The sequence below is a fragment of the Synechococcus sp. MIT S9452 genome, from assembly GCF_047304245.1.
GTDB lineage: Bacteria > Cyanobacteriota > Cyanobacteriia > PCC-6307 > Cyanobiaceae > RCC307.
On sequence record NZ_CP138956.1, the window covers coordinates 303,554 to 319,751 of the forward strand.

At 61.6% G+C, this 16,198-nt stretch carries 19 protein-coding genes and 1 tRNA gene; 9 read left to right on the forward strand and 11 right to left on the reverse strand.

Features of this window, described 5'->3' with window-relative positions; translation table 11 throughout:
* Positions 1–9 precede the first annotated feature (9 nt).
* Positions 10–843, forward strand: a complete 834-nt coding sequence (locus SIB46_RS01525; protein WP_413296792.1) for an N-acetylmuramoyl-L-alanine amidase — start codon at positions 10–12, stop codon at positions 841–843.
* A gap of 4 nt (positions 844–847) precedes the next feature.
* Here SIB46_RS01525 and SIB46_RS01530 read toward each other — a convergent pair whose 3' ends face one another.
* On the reverse strand, positions 848–1,633 hold the full coding sequence (locus tag SIB46_RS01530) for a helicase DnaB (protein WP_413296793.1): 786 nt from the start codon (positions 1,631–1,633) through the stop codon (positions 848–850).
* 178 nt (positions 1,634–1,811) lie between these two features.
* Between SIB46_RS01530 and SIB46_RS01535 the strand changes: the two genes are divergently transcribed.
* Positions 1,812–3,419, forward strand: coding sequence for a glucose-6-phosphate isomerase (locus SIB46_RS01535; RefSeq protein WP_413296794.1), 1,608 nt, complete (start codon positions 1,812–1,814; stop codon positions 3,417–3,419).
* Positions 3,420–3,424: 5 nt separating this feature from the next.
* Here SIB46_RS01535 and SIB46_RS01540 read toward each other — a convergent pair whose 3' ends face one another.
* Positions 3,425–4,066: an HAD family hydrolase gene (locus SIB46_RS01540; RefSeq protein ID WP_413296795.1), complete on the reverse strand. Its 642-nt coding sequence runs from the start codon at positions 4,064–4,066 to the stop codon at positions 3,425–3,427.
* Positions 4,067–4,165: 99 nt separating this feature from the next.
* Between SIB46_RS01540 and acs the strand changes: the two genes are divergently transcribed.
* Together acs and SIB46_RS01550 are read left to right on the forward strand one after the other, a co-directional pair.
* Positions 4,166–6,139: an acetate--CoA ligase gene (gene acs, locus SIB46_RS01545; RefSeq protein ID WP_413296796.1), complete on the forward strand. Its 1,974-nt coding sequence runs from the start codon at positions 4,166–4,168 to the stop codon at positions 6,137–6,139.
* 4 nt (positions 6,140–6,143) lie between these two features.
* Entirely contained in the window at positions 6,144–7,223 is a 1,080-nt protein-coding gene (locus tag SIB46_RS01550; RefSeq protein WP_413296797.1) for a calcium/sodium antiporter, read from the forward strand.
* On the opposite strand, the gene SIB46_RS01555 is transcribed toward SIB46_RS01550, so the two are convergent.
* Together SIB46_RS01555 and SIB46_RS01560 are read right to left on the reverse strand one after the other, a co-directional pair.
* Entirely contained in the window at positions 7,195–7,932 is a 738-nt protein-coding gene (locus tag SIB46_RS01555) for a DUF1350 family protein (protein WP_413296798.1), read from the reverse strand. The two genes, SIB46_RS01550 and SIB46_RS01555, sit on opposite strands and share 29 nt — an antisense overlap.
* On the reverse strand, positions 7,932–8,387 hold the full coding sequence (locus tag SIB46_RS01560) for a peroxiredoxin (protein ID WP_413296800.1): 456 nt from the start codon (positions 8,385–8,387) through the stop codon (positions 7,932–7,934). The genes SIB46_RS01555 and SIB46_RS01560 overlap by 1 nt, the downstream gene beginning before the upstream one ends.
* A 69-nt stretch (positions 8,388–8,456) precedes the next feature.
* Between SIB46_RS01560 and SIB46_RS01565 the strand changes: the two genes are divergently transcribed.
* Both SIB46_RS01565 and SIB46_RS01570 read left to right on the forward strand, forming a co-directional pair.
* A complete protein-coding gene (locus tag SIB46_RS01565) occupies positions 8,457–9,239 on the forward strand; it encodes a 3'-5' exonuclease (protein WP_413296801.1) in 783 nt (260 codons plus the stop codon).
* Between the two features lie 81 nt (positions 9,240–9,320).
* Entirely contained in the window at positions 9,321–9,548 is a 228-nt protein-coding gene (locus SIB46_RS01570) for a hypothetical protein (RefSeq protein ID WP_413296802.1), read from the forward strand.
* Between the two features lie 3 nt (positions 9,549–9,551).
* On the opposite strand, the gene SIB46_RS01575 is transcribed toward SIB46_RS01570, so the two are convergent.
* From SIB46_RS01575 to SIB46_RS01605, 7 genes are all read right to left on the reverse strand, one after another.
* Complete coding sequence (locus tag SIB46_RS01575) at positions 9,552–9,836, reverse strand: 2Fe-2S iron-sulfur cluster-binding protein (protein WP_011935756.1); 285 nt, start codon at positions 9,834–9,836, stop codon at positions 9,552–9,554.
* Positions 9,837–9,925: 89 nt separating this feature from the next.
* A tRNA-Pro gene (locus tag SIB46_RS01580) sits at positions 9,926–9,999 on the reverse strand.
* Positions 10,000–10,030: 31 nt separating this feature from the next.
* Positions 10,031–10,363 carry a hypothetical protein gene (locus SIB46_RS01585; RefSeq protein WP_413296804.1) on the reverse strand — a complete coding sequence of 111 codons (333 nt, stop codon included), beginning with the start codon at positions 10,361–10,363 and terminating at the stop codon, positions 10,031–10,033.
* Complete coding sequence (locus tag SIB46_RS01590; protein WP_413296806.1) at positions 10,360–10,686, reverse strand: hypothetical protein; 327 nt, start codon at positions 10,684–10,686, stop codon at positions 10,360–10,362. Before SIB46_RS01590 ends, SIB46_RS01585 begins: the two co-directional genes overlap by 4 nt.
* Positions 10,667–11,365, reverse strand: a complete 699-nt coding sequence (gene msrA / locus SIB46_RS01595; protein ID WP_413296807.1) for a peptide-methionine (S)-S-oxide reductase MsrA — start codon at positions 11,363–11,365, stop codon at positions 10,667–10,669. The genes SIB46_RS01590 and msrA overlap by 20 nt, the downstream gene beginning before the upstream one ends.
* Complete coding sequence (locus SIB46_RS01600) at positions 11,365–11,622, reverse strand: hypothetical protein (RefSeq protein ID WP_011935752.1); 258 nt, start codon at positions 11,620–11,622, stop codon at positions 11,365–11,367. The genes msrA and SIB46_RS01600 overlap by 1 nt, the downstream gene beginning before the upstream one ends.
* Positions 11,623–11,710: 88 nt before the next feature.
* Positions 11,711–13,465: an ABC transporter ATP-binding protein gene (locus SIB46_RS01605; protein ID WP_413296808.1), complete on the reverse strand. Its 1,755-nt coding sequence runs from the start codon at positions 13,463–13,465 to the stop codon at positions 11,711–11,713.
* 53 nt (positions 13,466–13,518) lie between these two features.
* Between SIB46_RS01605 and SIB46_RS01610 the strand changes: the two genes are divergently transcribed.
* The 3 genes from SIB46_RS01610 (at position 13,519) to carA (ending at position 16,181) form a co-directional block, all read left to right on the forward strand.
* Positions 13,519–13,857 carry a DUF3288 family protein gene (locus tag SIB46_RS01610; protein ID WP_413296809.1) on the forward strand — a complete coding sequence of 113 codons (339 nt, stop codon included), beginning with the start codon at positions 13,519–13,521 and terminating at the stop codon, positions 13,855–13,857.
* A 118-nt stretch (positions 13,858–13,975) separates the two neighbouring features.
* On the forward strand, positions 13,976–15,010 hold the full coding sequence (gene trpD, locus SIB46_RS01615; RefSeq protein WP_413296810.1) for an anthranilate phosphoribosyltransferase: 1,035 nt from the start codon (positions 13,976–13,978) through the stop codon (positions 15,008–15,010).
* Positions 15,011–15,032: 22 nt separating this feature from the next.
* Positions 15,033–16,181 (forward strand): glutamine-hydrolyzing carbamoyl-phosphate synthase small subunit, encoded by a 1,149-nt coding sequence (carA, locus tag SIB46_RS01620; RefSeq protein ID WP_413296811.1) that lies wholly within the window; start codon positions 15,033–15,035, stop codon positions 16,179–16,181.
* Positions 16,182–16,198 lie beyond the last annotated feature (17 nt).

The following is a 16,198-nucleotide window of genomic DNA, read 5'->3' on the forward strand; positions in this document are numbered from 1 at the left end:
GGGCTCCTGGTGGCGGCAGGGCTTTGCGCCACAGCGGGCCTGGTGACCATCGCTGTGCTGCAACCCCTCAAGCGCCAACCCATCGCTGAACGCCCTGGCTTGTTGATCAAGCCGGAGATGTTGGATTGGTTGCAGCAGGCGGTGGATGGCCCCACGGAAGAAAACGCCAAAACTCCTGCCCCACCGGTTGATAAGCCCTGGGATTCCCCCCTGTTGAAGAGCTGTCCTGTAGTGGATCGCGGCCTGCAACAACGGCTTGTGGCGATTCCGCTGCAACTCAGCCGGATCAATGCGGCACCCACCAACTACGGCGAGCGTGTTCATGTCGATGCCCAAGGCCAGCGGATTGATCCCACCCCTGCGGTGATCGTGCTGCATGAAACGGTTTTCAGCCTGGGATCCGCGATTAATACCTTCACCACCCCGCATCCCAATGATGCGGACCAAGCCAGCTATCACACCCTGGTTGGGCAGAAAGGGGAGATTGTTCAGGTTGTCGATCCCAGCAAGCGTGCCTACGGCGCTGGGCACTCCGCCTTTGATGGCCGCTGGGTGTTCACCTCCAAACACTTCAGTGGCTCGCTCAACAATTTCGCCTTGCACGTGAGCCTGGAAACCCCTCCCGATGGGGCGACATCAGCTCAGCAACACAGCGGCTACACCCCAGCGCAATACGACGCCTTGAGCCGTGTGCTGGCGGACTGGATGGTGCGCTACAAGATCGAGCCCCATGCCATCACCACCCACCGCCATGTGGATCTGGGTAATGCCCGCAGCGACCCACGCAGCTTTGATTGGCAGCAGCTGCAAACCAGACTTACGGCTCTAGGCCTGGTCTGCTGAGCTGCTAGATCACCGGGTTGGTGGGGCGAAGGGTGCGGCCGTAGATCAGGGCGTGCAGGGCTGGATCTTGCATGTAGCCCAAGATCCGCGCCGGGTAATCGAGTTTGCCGTTGTGCAGGTAGGCCAAGGTGGCGATCCAGTGGGCATCGCGGTAGCCGTTGCTTGCCTCCAGCAGGTGTCCGCTGGGGATGCCCAGGGCGGTGGAGAGCCGAGCCATCTTTCCAGCGAGGAGGGCCACATTGCGCTGGGGATCGAGCAGTTGTTCACGGGCCTGTTGGCGTTGCTCGGGGCTGGGTTCAGCGGGTAACAAACCTTGGTGGATCAGCTCTTCGACGCCGAGCTGAGCGGGCCCGTGGGTTTGCAGCAAGCCGGAATGCACAAGCCAAGGGGAGTTTTCGCCCGGCTTGGCATGTTGAATTTCGTCGTAAAGGATGGCCCCCAGCAGCATGGGGTTCAGAGTGCGGGCCCTGGCCTCACGGCGGATGGTGGGAACGAGGCTTTCGATCTGCGCGAGAGTGTTGCGCCGCAGCGGCTGCCATTGATCCAGGCCAGCTGTTAGGAGCTGAGCCAAGGCCGGCTGCGGTCCATGCACCCCAAAGCGGCGCTGCAGTTCTTGCAGTTCTTCAGGGCTGAAATCGGCAGGGTTTGGTTGCCCGCCTTCCGCCATGAGTTGTTGGAGCTCAGGCTCAGCCGGCAAGCTCCAGCCCTCCCAGGGTTGGGTGGCCGGAAGCAGGGCTGCCAGACCTAACAGACTGGCGGTAATGGCAGTGGGGAAGCGGCTCAGCGGCACTGGAGCTTGCAGATTTCTCTGACAAACTGAATTTATGAAGGCCAGTTCAGATCACTGCACAATCCAAGAATGTTCTTGGCTTTTGTTGATCACTGTCTTCCCATAACCCGGACCTGGTTTTTTCTGCATACCTTGTTCAGAAGAGCCTTCCACGGGTTATCAGATGAGCACGACGCGCATGGCGACCCCTCTCCCCAACCTCAACGCTTCTGATCCAGCGGCTCAGTGGCAGCGGTTCTGTGACTTGCTCTGGCACCACGAGCCCCTTGGTCTCTGGCTCGATGTCAGCCGCATGGCGGTGAGTGCTGAGCAGCTCGAAGCTTTCGAGCAGCCGTTTGCCCAGGCTTTCGCCGCCATGGATGCCCTGGAGAAAGGGGCCATCGCGAACCCCGATGAGGGGCGTCAGGTGGGTCACTACTGGCTGCGGAACCCTGATCTGGCTCCTGATCGTTCAGTCGGTGAGCACATCAGTGCTGAATTGCGCCGTCTGCAGAGTTTTGGCGCTGATGTCCTCAATGGACGCCTCAAGGCCAGCAACGGTGAACCCTTCACTGATGTGCTGTGGGTTGGCATCGGTGGTTCCGGCCTGGGCCCACTGTTGATGATCCGTGCCCTGCAGGACAACCGCCAGGGTCTGCCATTCCATTTCCTCGACAACGTGGATCCAGCCGGCATGAGCCGGCTCTATGACGACCTCGGCGAGCGCCTCAAGACCACCTTGGTGATCGTGGTCAGCAAATCAGGCGGTACCCCTGAGCCCCATCTCGGCATGATCCAAAGCCGGGATCGCCTTGAGCGCCTCGGCTGCCGCTGGAGCCAGCACGCCGTCGCGGTGACGATGAAGGACAGCAAGCTCGACCAGGAAGCCGCTGCTGAAGGCTGGCTCAACCGCTTCGACATGTTCGATTGGGTTGGCGGCCGCACCTCCATCACCAGTGCCGTTGGCCTGTTGCCCGCTGTTTTGGCTGGTATCGATAGCGATGCTTTCTTGCGCGGCGCTGCTGTGATGGATGCCGCTACCCGCCGTCCCAGCCTGCGCGATAACCCCGCCGCTTTGATGGCGGCGTCTTGGTATGTGGCTGGTGATGGCAAAGGCAAGCGCGACATGGTGGTGCTCCCCTACCGGGATCGCCTCGAGGTGTTCAGCCGCTATTTGCAGCAGCTGGTGATGGAGTCGCTCGGTAAGCGCCTCGACCGGCAAGGCCGCGTCGTTCATCAGGGCATTGCGGTCTACGGCAACAAAGGCTCGACCGATCAACACGCCTACGTGCAGCAACTCCGCGATGGTGTCGACAACTTCTTCGTCACCTTCATCGAGGTTCTCGAAGACCCAACCGATATTCCGGTTCTGGAAGATTCCCTGCCCGGAGATTTCCTCGATGGTTTCCTGCAGGGCACCCGCGCCGCCCTTTCAGAAGGTGGGCGCCAGAGCATGACGCTGACCTTGCGCCAGTTCAATGCCACCAGCTTGGGTGCCTTGATCGCGTTGTTTGAGCGCGCCGTTGGCTTCTATGGCGAACTGGTGGACATCAATGCCTATCACCAGCCCGGTGTAGAGGCCGGGAAGAAGGCGGCCGCGGCGATTCTCGATCTGCAAAAGCAGGTGGAGCAGCTGCTCAGCGATGGCACCGCCCGCAGCGTGCAACAAATCGCCCAAGAGCTGGGAGATGCCGCCCATCAAGAAGCGGTGTTCTTCATCCTGCGCCACCTCAGCGGCAATCCGCGCGGCATTCAAGCCAGCGGTGATTGGGCCGACCCCTCGAGCCTGCAGTTCCGCCAGGCTTGATCGACCTACAGCTGATCGAGAGGTGTCTCGCTCAAGCTGCTGAGCCAGTCCACCGCTGAGGGGTAGTCGCTTCGGCTGAGCCCCTCAGCGGGCACCACAAACACCCGGCAGCCAGCGGCGAGCGCGGCTTTGGCTCCCGCTTGTGAATCCTCAAAGGCCCAGCACTGCGCGGGCTCCACATGCAGGCGACGAGCCGCCTCGATGAATAGATCCGGTGCGGGTTTGCCCTGTTGGATCTGGGGGTCATCCCCATGCACCCGCACGGCAATGCGTTGCAGCCAGGGGTGTGGGGCCAGCTTGATCTCCACCGATTCGCGGCCGCTGCTGGTGGCGATGGCTAGCGGCACTCCCGCGGCCTGCAATTGCTGAACCAGCGGTTCAGCGCCAGGCATGGCCCTGGCTTGACGCACCTTGTCGCGTGCCAAGGGTTGTTGCACCGCCAGCAGCTGCTCCACTGAGACCGTTAACTGCAAGGCCTCAATCAGGCCTGAGGCGTTGTCGAACTTGTTGCGACCCCTCAAACCCAGCAGTAGCTCGGCGCTGGCTGAGCCGCCAAATTGACTCACAGCTTCCGCCCAGGCCTGTCCATGCAGCGGCTCGGTATCGAGTAGCAACCCATCGAGGTCGAACAGGCAGCCCGCCGGCATGGCTTTGCCTCTCAATGCCTCCATTGAACAACCGTGTCAGCCCAGTCCCGTCTGGGCAGTGGAGTGGGTTTAATTCCTTTGGTATGCAAGGCCCCTTTGATGGCGGACCCTCAGATCGAATCTGTCCTGCAAGAGGAGCGTGTGTTCGCTCCGCCGCAGTCGCTCTCCGCTGAGGCGGCCGTTGGCTCCTTGGAGGCCTATCGCGCCTTGGTGGCCCAAGCCGACGCTGATCCCGATGCTTTCTGGGGGCAGCAGGCCAAGGAACACCTGCATTGGTTCCAGCCCTTTGAGCAGGTGCTCGATTGGAGCAATCCCCCCTTCGCCCGTTGGTTCGAAGGCGGCACCACCAACCTCTCCTACAACTGCCTGGATCGCCATCTCGATGGCCCCCGGGCTGACAAGACAGCCCTGATCTGGGAGGGCGAGCCTGGCGATGTGCGCCGCTTCAGCTACCGCGAGCTCCATGGCGAGGTCTGCCGCGCCGCCAATGCCCTCAAAGCGCTGGGAATCGGCAAGGGCGATTTGGTCGCCCTCTATATGCCGATGGTGCCGGAGGCGGCCATTGCGATGTTGGCCTGCGCCCGCATTGGTGCTCCCCACTCGGTGGTGTTTGGTGGCTTTTCAGCTGATGCCCTGCGCGATCGCCTGATTGATGGGGAAGCCAAAGCGGTGATTACCGCCGATGGTGGTTTTCGCAAAGACAAGCCGGTGGCCTTGAAACCGGCGGTGGATGAAGCCTTGGCCGGTGGCGCGGTGCCGTCGGTGCAGGCGGTGTTGGTGGTGCAGCGCACCCAAGGCGCGGTGACCATGGAAGCCGGTCGAGACCATTGGTGGCATGAGCAGGTGCCGCAGCAAGCAGCTGAGTGCCCTGCTGAGCCGATGGCCAGCGAAGACCGCTTGTTTGTGCTCTACACCTCCGGTTCAACCGGTAAACCCAAAGGGGTGGTTCACACCACGGCTGGCTACACCCTCTGGGCCCACCTCACCTTCCGCTGGATCTTTGATCTCAAGGAAGACGACGTGCACTGGTGCACCGCCGATGTGGGTTGGATCACCGGCCATAGCTACATCGTCTATGGCCCGCTCTCCAATGGCGCCACCACCGTGATGTACGAGGGTGCTCCAAGACCCTCCAAGCCAGGCGCTTTCTGGGAGCTGATCGAGAAACACAAGATCACCCTCTTCTACACAGCACCCACGGCGATCAGGGCCTTCATGAAGAGTGGCCGCTCGGTGCCCGATGGCTACGACATGAGCTCCCTGCGCATCCTTGGCACGGTGGGAGAGCCGATCAATCCCGAGGCTTGGATCTGGTATCGCGATGTCATCGGCGGCAATCGCTGCCCGATCATCGACACCTGGTGGCAAACCGAAACCGGTGGCGTGATGATCAGCCCCCTGCCCGGGGCGACGCCCACCAAGCCTGGATCGGCAACCCTGCCGCTGCCAGGCATTGCTGCTGATGTGGTGGATGCCTCCGGTCAATCGGTGGGGGCCGATGAGGGTGGCTTTCTGGTGGTTCGCCGGCCCTGGCCGGGAATGATGCGCACGGTGCATGGAGATCCCGATCGCTTCCGCCGCAGCTATTGGGAACACCTGCGTGCTGCCGATGGCAGCGCCATCTACTTCGCCGGTGATGGAGCCCGCCGTGATGGCGATGGCTACTTCTGGGTGATGGGCCGCGTTGATGATGTGATCAACGTCTCTGGCCACCGTCTGGGCACGATGGAAATTGAATCGGCATTGGTGAGTCACCCCGCAGTTGCCGAAGCTGCTGTGGTGGGCCGCCCTGATGAGCTCAAAGGAGAGGGCATCGTTGCGTTCGTCAGCCTCGAGGGGGGGCGCGAAGGCAGTCCCGAGTTGAATGCCGAGTTGCGCAAGCACGTGGGGGCTGAGATCGGTCCGATCGCTCGCCCCGATGAGATTCGCTTCAGCGATGCCCTGCCCAAGACCCGCAGCGGCAAGATCATGCGCCGGATCCTCAGGGCCCTAGCCGCCGGTGAGGAAGTCAGCGGTGACACCAGCACCCTCGAGGACCGCAGCGTTCTCGAGCGGCTTCGGGCTGAGGGTTGAGCCCATGGCGTTTGCCCTGAGTTTTCTGCAGGTGTTGTTGGGGATTGCCCTGCTGTTCGCCGGTGGCGAGCTGTTTGTGGCTGGTTCGGTCGCGTTGTCGCTGCTGTTTGGGATTCCCCAAATCGTGATCGGGCTCACGGTGGTCTCCTTTGGCACCAGCGCGCCGGAATTGTTCGTCAGCCTGCTGTCGACCCTGCAAACCGGCGGCAGCGCCGAAAGCATTGCCGTTAGCAATGTGGTTGGCTCCAACATCTTCAATCTGCTGGTGGTGCTCGGTGCCAGTGCCCTGGTGATGCCACTGCGGGTTCAAAGCCGCTTGATTCGCCGGGATGTGCCGCTACTGCTGGCGATTTCGATGGCGGCCTGGGGCATGGCCTCCTCCGGCACCCTCACCTGGGTGGCTGGTTTGGCCCTGCTCTCCGTGTTGCTGATCAATCTGATTTGGGAAGTGCGTACAGCGCGCGAAGAAGGCGCTGGTGATGAGCCGCTGGAGGACGATGCGGCAGCGCCCCTGCCGGTGGCCGTCGGCAAGGGCTTGCTTGGTTTGGTATTGCTGGTGGTGGGCTCCAAGGTGCTCGTTAACGGGGCTACGGGCGCTGCTTTGGCCTTGGGGGTGAGTCAAACCGTCATTGGCTTGACCATCGTCTCGGCCGGCACCGGCATGCCAGAGCTAGTCACCTCTTTGGTGTCGGTGTATCGGGGCCGAACGGATCTGGCTATCGGCAATGTTGTGGGCAGCAACTTGATGAATCTGCTGCTGATTCTTGGTGCTTGTGCTTTGGCCACAGGTGGTGGTGGCTTGGCCGTTGATCCGGTGTTGATCAGCCGTGATTTCCCCTTGATGGTGGCGGCCACCTTGGCTTGCCTACCGATCTTCTGGAGCGGTGGGGTGATCAACCGCTGGGAAGGGGCGGTGTTGGTGGTGCTCTATGCCCTCTATCTGGTGGAGCAGGTGCTCAGCAACACCATGCCGTTGGGGGATGAGGATCCCTTTCGCCTGGTGGTGTTGGTGGTGGTTCTGCCGGCTGTGCTGGTGTTCATCGCCTGGACAACGCTCAGCTGGCAACGCAGCCGGAAGGCGTGAGGCCAGGGCCTTGCTGCCACCAGCGTTCGATGCTTTCGGCCAATTGATCAAGCTGGCGTTGCCGTTGCTCATCGCCCAGACCCCCCAACCACTGCTGGCGTAAGCCTGCGCTGGCTGGGGTGAGATGGTCGCCGCTGAGTTCCATCAGTTCCACTTGCTCTCCTATGGTCTGCAACTGCCGCAGCAACGGGCGGCTTTGATCGAGCTGATCTTGGCGGAAGCGAATCAATAAACGCTGGCGGCGATGCTCTTGGCTACTGATCAGCCGCAGGGTTTCCTCCGGCCCTGGGCTGAATTCACTGCGCACCCCCAGGCGCGGGGCCAGCTCCCCCAGCAATGGAATCGATCGATCAGCTGAGAAGTTGTTGAAGCTCAGCAGGGCTTCCCCCCGGCAGCCACGTCCTTGATCAGGGGCGAGCAAGTGCAATTTGCAGCCCATGCTGTGGCCCAAGCGCAACACCGGCAGCTCGCTATGGCGCTGGCTGCGAAAGCTTCGCCAGGCCTGCACAGCCAAGAGCTGGTGGTCAAAACTCGGCAAGTAGGACCAGCACTGCACCAGCCAGCCCCGGCGACTGAGCGCTTCCAGCAGCCGCTTGTAGCTCAGTTGCGGGCTCGCTCCTAAGCCGCTGCCGCCAAGAAACTGCACCACCCCCTTCGGTTGGGCTGGACCCACGGTCCACAGCTCACCGCGCTGGCGCCAGGTCGGCATCAGCTTTTGAGTTGTTGCAGTGTTGCCATGGCTTGGCGCACATGGGCGTTGGCATCGAGCATCTCGTCAAACACCAACCGCACCACACCGCTGCCATCGATCACGTAGGTGACGCGCCCTGGGATAACAAACAGGGTTTTGGCAACGCCAAAGGCGTTGCGCAGCGCATTGCCCTCATCCACCAGCAATGGGTAAGGCAGCTGGAACTTGCTCACAAAGCGGCGGTGACTGCCGGCGCCATCACCACTGACGCCCCACACCTCAGCACCGAGCTCTTGCAGGGCGGCGTATTGATCACGGAAACCGCAGGCCTCGATGGTGCAGCCGGGCGTGTCGTCCTTTGGATAGAAAAACAGCACCAACGGTTTGCCGCCCAGCTCGGCGAGGCTGCGCTCCACGCCGTTTTGGTCTTTGGCTTTGAACTGAGGAGCTTGATCGCCAACAGCGATGGGCATCGAATCAATCCTTAAGCCACTGAACGACCATAAACATCCCGCTGGCGCATCGGATGGCTGGCTGGGACCATGGGCTGCAGCCGGCCGCAAGCAATGTCTGAATCGCTGGAATCCCCCTGGCAGCAGACCTCCTTGCTTCCCCTGGTGGCACCACCGAAGGCCAGCGCTGATCAGCTCTTAATCCTCGACACCGAAACCACAGGCTTGGATCCCGAGGTCGATCAGGTTTTGGAGGTGGGGGCCATCTTGTTTTCGGTGCCGCAGCGGGCCGTTTTGGCGCAGCTGTCGTTTTTGCTTCCGGTGGAGGCCAACGCTGCTGAGCCCCTCAATGGCATCAGTGCCGGGGCGACGCAAGCTCCCCAGCCGTGGCAGCCCAGCCTGCAGCTCTTGCAGCAATTCGCCAGCAACGCGCAGCTGGCAGTGGCCCATAACGCTGCCTTTGATCGGCAATGGTTTGGCCATGGGGCCTTGCCTGATTTGCCATTGCCCTGGCTCTGCACGATGGAGGACATCCATTGGCCCGCCGATCGTTTGCTGCGTCCGCGGCCGTCGGTGCGCGATCTAGCACTGGCCTATGGGGTTCCGGTGTGGGCTGCCCACCGCGCCCTCACCGATTGCATCTACCTGGCCCAGGTGTTTGAGCGTTGCGATCAGCTGGAACAACTCATCGCTGAGGGCCGTGAGCCTCGCCATCTCTACCGCGCTCAAGTGAGCTACGACGAACGGCATCTCGCCCGTGAGGCTGGATTCCGCTGGAACGATCCTGTGCACGGTGCCTGGAGCCGGCGGTTGAGCGAACGCCAGTTGGAGGCGTTGAAGTTGCCCTTCAACGTGGTGCCTGTGGCCAGCTGAGGCTCGAGGGTTTCTCTTCAGCACTCCGAAAACCTTTGGTGGGCTTTGCACAGATGCGTTTTCCAGCACCACGCTGGAACTATGCAGAGCTCTGCCTCCATCAGTTTGCGGCTGGCCACGTGGCAACGGGCCCGCACCCTGGCTCGCCTGATCCGCGAGGCGGAGGATCTTTGGCATGTGGATGTCAAAGATTTGCGCCGCCTCGGTGCCCTGGAATTGGATCAGTTGCTGCATGAAGTGCCCGACAACCTCAAGCCCCGCGTGAACCGCTGGCTCAAGGGCTATGGGGCCGCCACGCGGCTGCATTGAGCCTTAGCTCAGCTCCTGCTCAACGTTGGTTTTGATCGTGCAATCGCTGGTGGGATAGCTCACGCACAGCAGGGCATAGCCCTGGCCCATTTGATCGTCGTCGAGAAAACTTTGGTCGGCTTGATCCACCGAGCCGCTCACCAATTTTCCGGCGCAGGTGGAGCAAGCCCCCGCCCGGCAGGAATAGGGAAGATCGACTCCTGCTTCTTCAGCAGCATCAAGGATGTAGGTGTCATCGGTGCAGCTGAAGCTGCCTCCACCCTCGACGGAGATCGTGTAGGAGCCCATGAAAAAGCAATGCCTCCTTTGTTGGTAGCAATGCGATCTGTAGTGGGCACAAAAAAACCGGCCAAAGCCGGTTCAGGGTTAACGATGAATCGGAGCGGCGGGATTTGAACCCACGACCCCCACTACCCCAAAGTGGTGCGCTACCAAGCTGCGCTACGCCCCGTTCAGTCAGAAGCTATCACGCCGCTGCCTTGTCAGCGACGGCGTTTCAGCCGCTTCAGCAGCTTGCCGTTAAGGCGCTCCCGTCCCATCCCTGTGTAGCCCCGTAAGCGCAAGCCTTGGGCCAGCTGACGCAACTGAGCCAGGCTCATGGAGGCCAGCAGCAATTCGGGCACACGGCGCCAGGCTGCCGAGGTGGCGGGCAGCGGCTCACCGGTTTCCGGATTTTGCAAGCCGGCCAAAGCCCCCCCAGCGATCCACTCGGGCACCAGCACCATCAACACGGCCAAGAGGCCGTAGAGCTCAACTAGCCCCCGCGGCAGGGGGTGCAGGGTTTTTAGAGGGCGGTCTTGGTGCTCTTCACTCACGCCTGCTCAAAACGTTGACAGCGTCGGCGCGACATTAAATCTTCAATCTCGACTTCATCACCGCGGATGGTGAGGCTGAACTGGCTGTTGGAATAGCGCTTCAGCAGGGGGCTTTGCTGATCGCGGAAAAGGTTCATCCGATACCCCCGCATGTAGAGGGAGGCTTGGCTGTCGTTGCGTTCGATCAACACCTTCTCCTCTTCCCCGCAGCGATAGCGATCGCTGCGGTCGTAGTGCTCCCACCAAGGAGATGGTCCCGCTGCCGCAGCGGTGGGCGCCAACAAACCCAATAGGAGTGCGGCCTTAAATCGCGATTGGGGCATTCTCACCACGCAGCACACAGTGGCTCACGGACCAGTCGTAGTTGGTCCACACCTGTGATGGAAGCTGGTAGGTACAGCCCTCGAAACGGCCTAGCGCCACCTTGGTGGGCATCGCTGAGCAATAGGGGCGGCTGCCAGGCTTGGCCAAATACTGCTGGTGGTAGTTCTCAGCGGCGAAGAACGGCACCCCCTGCCGGATTTCCGTGGTGATCGCGGCAAATCCAGCCGCGCTGAGCAGCTCCTGGTAGGCCTTGGCACTGGCACTGGCCAGCTCAATCAAGGCGCTGTCGTTGGCGTAGATCGTTGAGCGGTACTGACTGCCGCAGTCATTGCCTTGCCGGTCACCCTGGGTGGGGTCGTGGCATTCCCAAAACAGCTTGAGCAGATCACTAAACCCGATCGTGCTGGTATCCCACACCACGCGCACCACTTCGGCATGGCCTGTGCGGCCGCTGCACACCTGCTCATAACTGGGATTGGCCGTTTCGCCGCCCGCATAACCCACCGCTGTGGTCACCACGCCTGGCAAGCGCCAAAAGCCTTTTTCGGCGCCCCAGAAGCAACCGCAACCAAACAAGGCCTCCTGCTGCCCTGGCTCGAGTGGAGCATCGATGGCGGTGCCCAACACCACATGCACACCGGGTTGAGGAGGCGTGCCCCCGCGAAGCCAATCCAGCATCAGAGTTCAGCTGCGTTTTGAGTTGCTTGTGGTTCTAGGGCAATGTGATTCAGCAGCGTGGTCGTGAAGGCAAACAGCAAGAACGGCAGCGATAACACCAAAATCAAGCCCACACCGAGCAGGGCAAACAACGGCCGGCTCGCGCCCATTAAGCCCAAGGCGGTGGCCAGGCTGGCAAAGATCACTCCCATCCAGGCCAACACCTGGGCGTAGATGTCGCCAAAGGTGAGGGTGCAGTGCACGCGGTAAGGGCCCATCTCAGCAAAAGCCGTTCTTCCCCCTTAGTGAAGCCATGGCCTCCGGCTGGGGCGCCTGGCTGGCTGAGTTCTTCAGATTTCAGCGGCTTTAGGCCGCCTCCAGCTGCGTTGCCGCTTGTTCTCGCTCCCACAGGCGGCGGTAGGTGCCGCTCTGTTGCACCAGCTCGCGGTGATGTCCCTGCTGAACCACCCGTCCGCCGTCGAGCACCAATACCCGGTCGCAGGCTGCTGCCGCTGAAAGTTGGTGGCTGATAAACAGCACGCTGCGCTGTTGATTCAGCGTCAGTGACTGAAGAATTGCTGCAGCCGTGCGGTTGTCGACGCTGGCCAAGGCGTCATCCAGCACCAGGATCGGAGCCTTCACCAGTAATGCCCTAGCCAAGGCTGTGCGTTGCCGTTGTCCGCCGCTGAGCGTGATCCCCCGCTCTCCTACCAGTGTTTCGTAGCCACTGGGGAAGGCCTGAACATCCCCCTCGAGTTGCGCTTGGCGGGCCGCTTGCTGCATCTCGGAATCCGTGGCATCGGGCCTGCCAAAACGCAGGTTTTCGGCCAGGGTTGCGGTGAACAGATAGCCCTCTTGGGGCACCAACGAGATTTTGCTGCGCAGATCATCGAGGCCCAGGGCCGTGATGTCTTGCCCGTCAATGCTGAGTTGACCCGCTGGCACCTCCACCATGCGGCCCAGGGCCCGGGCCAAGGTGGTTTTGCCGCAGCCCACCGGGCCAACCACGGCCACCAATTCCCCGGGTTTGACATGGAAGCTCACGCCATTGAGGGCATCGCTGCTGCTCTCCTCGTAGCGCACGTGGAGGTTGTGGGCTTCGATCGCTCCCGGGCGGCTGATGCGGCGCAGCTCTTCGGGCTGCAAGGGGGATTGGATGGCGGGCTCGCGTCTGAGCAGTTCTTCGACCCGCTCGAGGCTGACTTGCCCGGTTTGAAATGTGCTCAAAGTGAAGCCCAGTAGGGCCGTGGGAAAGACCAGGCGCTCCACATAAAGGATCAGCGCCACCAGGCCGCCAAGGGTGAGGTTGCCGTTGGCCAGTTGGCTGGTGCCCAAGCCCAACAGCACCAACAGCGACAGCGAGCTGATGCCCTCCAGCAGGGGGAACAGGGTGCTGCGTGTGCGGGCTAAGGCCAGGGCGGCATCGCGATAGCGATTGCTAAGGCGGCTAAAGGCCGCTTCCTCGGTGGGTTCTTGGCGGTAAATCTTGATGGCGCTGATGCCAGAGAGGTCCTCCTGGATCAGATCGCTCAAGCTGGCGAGCTCGCGCTGCTGCTGCCGCTGCTGACCCATCATCCGGCCGCCGCTGACGCGCACCACCAGCAGCATCACCGGGTAGAGGGAGATGGCCGCCAGGCTGAGCCAGGGGTCAATCGTCAGCATCGCTGGCAGCGTGAAGCTGTAGACCAGCACCGTGTTGGTTAGGCTGAGTAGGGCAAAGCCCAGCAAGCGCCGAACGTTTTCCACATCACTGGTGGAGCGGCTGATCACCTCACCACTGCCGGTGCGTTGCACCCAGCCCGGTTCTTGCTTCAGCAAGTGATCAAAGATGCGTTGGCGCAGGGTCACTTCCACTTGCCGCCCAGCGCCAAACACCAACAAGCGCGACCACAGCCTCACTGCACCCATCAAGGTGGCGAGGCCAGCAATAATCAACGCCTGCTGCAGGAGCTGGGGCAGAGAAAAGCCCGGTTGCAGTTCATTCACCGTGCGCTGCACCAGCAGCGGCAAGCTGACGCCAACGATGTTGACCAGCACCAAAGCAAAGGCGCCGCGCAGCAAAATCCCGCGCTGCGGCCGGAGATAGCGGGCAATTAATCCCAGCTTGAGTTGGCCGGCCATCAAGGTTGCGGTGATGGGCCCAAACTACGGGCTCGTTTTCATCGCCGTAAGCCATGGGCGCCTCGCCAGAAGCCTCAGCGCAGCAGGCCCATCCTTTGGAGGCCTCCGACCGTGATCTGGTGGACGGTTTGCTGGCGGCCACAACACCCACTGATGACCAGTTGGTGGATGCCGCCCGCTTGCTGATTCGCTACGACGGTTTTCCCGGAGCTTTGGCGTTGAAGGCTGATCTTGAGAAGGTCATCAAGCTGTGGAAACTCAGTCGTGATCAGCTCAATGCACGGGTCCAGCAGTTGTGGGCTGCTGGCTACCGGCCCGGCCAAGGGGGATCTCTGGAGACCCCGGCTGTGGGCAGTGGCTTTGATGCGTCGGATTCCGAATCGCCCGCTTAAGGGTGATTAGCGTCCGGGCGACAGATTTTTGAGGCTTTGATGCGTTAAATATGTGCCGTCCCCATCACCTGGCCCAGGATGCTGTTGCATCCGGGTCTTTTTTTTGCCTGTTTGAGTGATGACCTCGTCTTGGCCCCAGCTGCTGGAGTTACTGCTGCGCGGTGGTGAGCTTGAAGATGATCAAGCCGCTGCCTTGATGCAGGCGTGGTTGGCGGAAGAGCTGGAACCGGTTCAAACCGGGGCTTTTCTGGCTGCCCTGCGCTGCCGCAACTACCGGCCTGTGGAGCTGGCGGCGATGGCCAGGGTGCTTCGGTCCGCCTCGCCATTGCCTTGCCCCCGCCCGGAACTGCCCCTGGTGGATACCTGCGGCACCGGTGGCGATGGCGCCGACAGTTTCAACATCTCCACGGCGGTGGCCTTCACGGCTGCTGCCTGTGGGGTGGTTGTGGCCAAACATGGCAATCGCAGTGCCAGCGGCAAGGTGGGCTCTGCTGATGTGCTCGAGGGTTTGGGGTTGCAGCTTCAGGCGCCCCTGCAGCAGGTGGTGGGAGCTCTCGATCAGGCCGGCATCACCTTTTTGTTTGCACCGGGCTGGCATCCAGCCCTGAAATCATTGGCCCCCTTGCGCAAATGTTTGGGTGTCCGCACGGTTTTCAATCTGCTGGGCCCCCTGGTGAATCCTCTTCAGCCCGATGCCCAGGTCTTGGGTGTGGCGACTGAGGACCTCCTCGAGCCCATGGCCGGCGCGCTGCAGCTGCTTGGCCTCAAGCGCGCTGTTGTGGTGCATGGCCATGGCGGTCTTGATGAGGCCAGCCTGTCGGGCACCAATCAATTGATGGTGCTTGAAGAGGGGCAATTGCGCCGTGATCAGCTCGATCCCCGAGCGCTCGGCCTTTCCTTGCAACCGATCGAGGCCCTATCCGGTGGTGATCTGGCCTGCAACCAGGCCATTTTGAAAGCGGTCTTGCAGGGGCAAGGCAGCCAAGCGCAAAAGGATGTTGTTGCTCTCAACACGGCCCTGGTGCTGTGGTCGGCTGGTCAGGTCAACAGTTGGCGTGAAGGGGTGCAACAAGCCCACGATTGCCTGGCCAGTGGAAAGCCCTGGCAGCGATTTGAGCAGTTAGCAGCAGCCCTGACCCCTGTTGGGGGATGATCGAACCAACCAGTCAATAGATATGGATGGATTGCTGGTGCTGGCCGACGGCACGGTGTTGAGGGGCCAGGGGTTTGGGGCCAAGGGAACAGCGATCGGTGAAGTGGTGTTCAACACGGGCATGAGCGGGTACCAGGAGGTCATCACCGACCCCAGTTACACCGGCCAGCTGATCACCTTTACCTACCCCGAGCTCGGCAACACCGGCGTTAACCAAGAAGACCTTGAAGCCGATGCCCCCGCGGTGAAAGCCGTGCTCTGCCGCTGTTTGGCACCACAGCCCAGCAACTGGCGCAGCAGCGCAACTTTGGAGCAGTGGTTAGAGCAACACGGGGTGGTGGGCCTCAAGGGCATTGATACCCGCGCCGTTGTGCGCCAGCTCCGCGAAGGTGGGGCCATCAATGGAGCGGTGAGCACCGATGGCACGAGCCCCGCGGACTTGTTGAAACAGGTGTTGGCGGCGCCTTCGATGGCGGGACAGAACTTGGCTGAGCAGGTGTCCACAACGCGTGCCTATCGCTGGAGTTCACCTACCGCCGCTGCGTTTGATCAGCGCCTTCAAGATCAGCCAGCCGATCGCTACCGCGTTGTCGCGATCGATTTCGGCATCAAGCGCGCCATCCTTGAACGGCTCAGCGCCCATGGTTGTGACGTTGAGGTGCTCCCTGCCGGCAGTGATGCCGACGCTGTGTTGGCGCTCAAGCCCGATGGTGTGTTCCTCTCTAATGGCCCCGGAGATCCCTCGGCAGTTGGCAGCGGCATTGCCTTGGCCAAACAGCTGTTGCGCGATCCGGCGTTGCCGATGTTTGGCATTTGTCTCGGCCACCAAATCCTTGGCCTGGCTCTAGGCGGCAGCACCTTCAAGTTGGGCTATGGCCATCGCGGTTTAAATCACCCCTGCGGCGGCTCTGGTTTGGTGGAAATCACCAGCCAGAACCACGGCTTTGCCTTGGATGCCAACTCGCTTGATCCCCAGCGGGTTGCCGTCACCCATCACAACCTCAACGACCGCACGGTGGCAGGACTGGAACTACGCGATCAACCGGTGTTCGGCGTTCAATATCACCCGGAAGCCTCCCCCGGCCCCCACGACGCTGACCACCACTTCGCGCGCTTTATCAACCTGATGGCAAGCCGGCGCAACGCGGATAAGATTGAGCGCCTTTCATAGGCGTCTCCGCTCGTCCA

Excerpts from the sequence above, each read along its gene's own strand:
- SIB46_RS01535 (WP_413296794.1), top strand. The coding sequence starts at position 1,812 with ATGGCGACCCCTCTCCCCAACCTCAACGCTTCTGATCCAGCGGCTCAG.
- SIB46_RS01540 (WP_413296795.1), bottom strand. The coding sequence starts at position 4,066 with ATGCCGGCGGGCTGCCTGTTCGACCTCGATGGGTTGCTACTCGATACC.
- acs (WP_413296796.1), top strand. The coding sequence starts at position 4,166 with ATGGCGGACCCTCAGATCGAATCTGTCCTGCAAGAGGAGCGTGTGTTC.
- SIB46_RS01550 (WP_413296797.1), top strand. The coding sequence starts at position 6,144 with ATGGCGTTTGCCCTGAGTTTTCTGCAGGTGTTGTTGGGGATTGCCCTG.
- SIB46_RS01555 (WP_413296798.1), bottom strand. The coding sequence starts at position 7,932 with ATGCCGACCTGGCGCCAGCGCGGTGAGCTGTGGACCGTGGGTCCAGCC.
- SIB46_RS01560 (WP_413296800.1), bottom strand. The coding sequence starts at position 8,387 with ATGCCCATCGCTGTTGGCGATCAAGCTCCTCAGTTCAAAGCCAAAGAC.
- SIB46_RS01565 (WP_413296801.1), top strand. The coding sequence starts at position 8,457 with ATGGGCTGCAGCCGGCCGCAAGCAATGTCTGAATCGCTGGAATCCCCC.
- SIB46_RS01570 (WP_413296802.1), top strand. The coding sequence starts at position 9,321 with ATGCAGAGCTCTGCCTCCATCAGTTTGCGGCTGGCCACGTGGCAACGG.
- SIB46_RS01575 (WP_011935756.1), bottom strand. The coding sequence starts at position 9,836 with ATGGGCTCCTACACGATCTCCGTCGAGGGTGGAGGCAGCTTCAGCTGC.
- SIB46_RS01590 (WP_413296806.1), bottom strand. The coding sequence starts at position 10,686 with ATGCCCCAATCGCGATTTAAGGCCGCACTCCTATTGGGTTTGTTGGCG.
- msrA (WP_413296807.1), bottom strand. The coding sequence starts at position 11,365 with ATGCTGGATTGGCTTCGCGGGGGCACGCCTCCTCAACCCGGTGTGCAT.
- SIB46_RS01600 (WP_011935752.1), bottom strand. The coding sequence starts at position 11,622 with ATGGGCCCTTACCGCGTGCACTGCACCCTCACCTTTGGCGACATCTAC.
- SIB46_RS01605 (WP_413296808.1), bottom strand. The coding sequence starts at position 13,465 with ATGGCCGGCCAACTCAAGCTGGGATTAATTGCCCGCTATCTCCGGCCG.
- SIB46_RS01610 (WP_413296809.1), top strand. The coding sequence starts at position 13,519 with ATGGGCGCCTCGCCAGAAGCCTCAGCGCAGCAGGCCCATCCTTTGGAG.
- trpD (WP_413296810.1), top strand. The coding sequence starts at position 13,976 with ATGACCTCGTCTTGGCCCCAGCTGCTGGAGTTACTGCTGCGCGGTGGT.
- carA (WP_413296811.1), top strand. The coding sequence starts at position 15,033 with ATGGATGGATTGCTGGTGCTGGCCGACGGCACGGTGTTGAGGGGCCAG.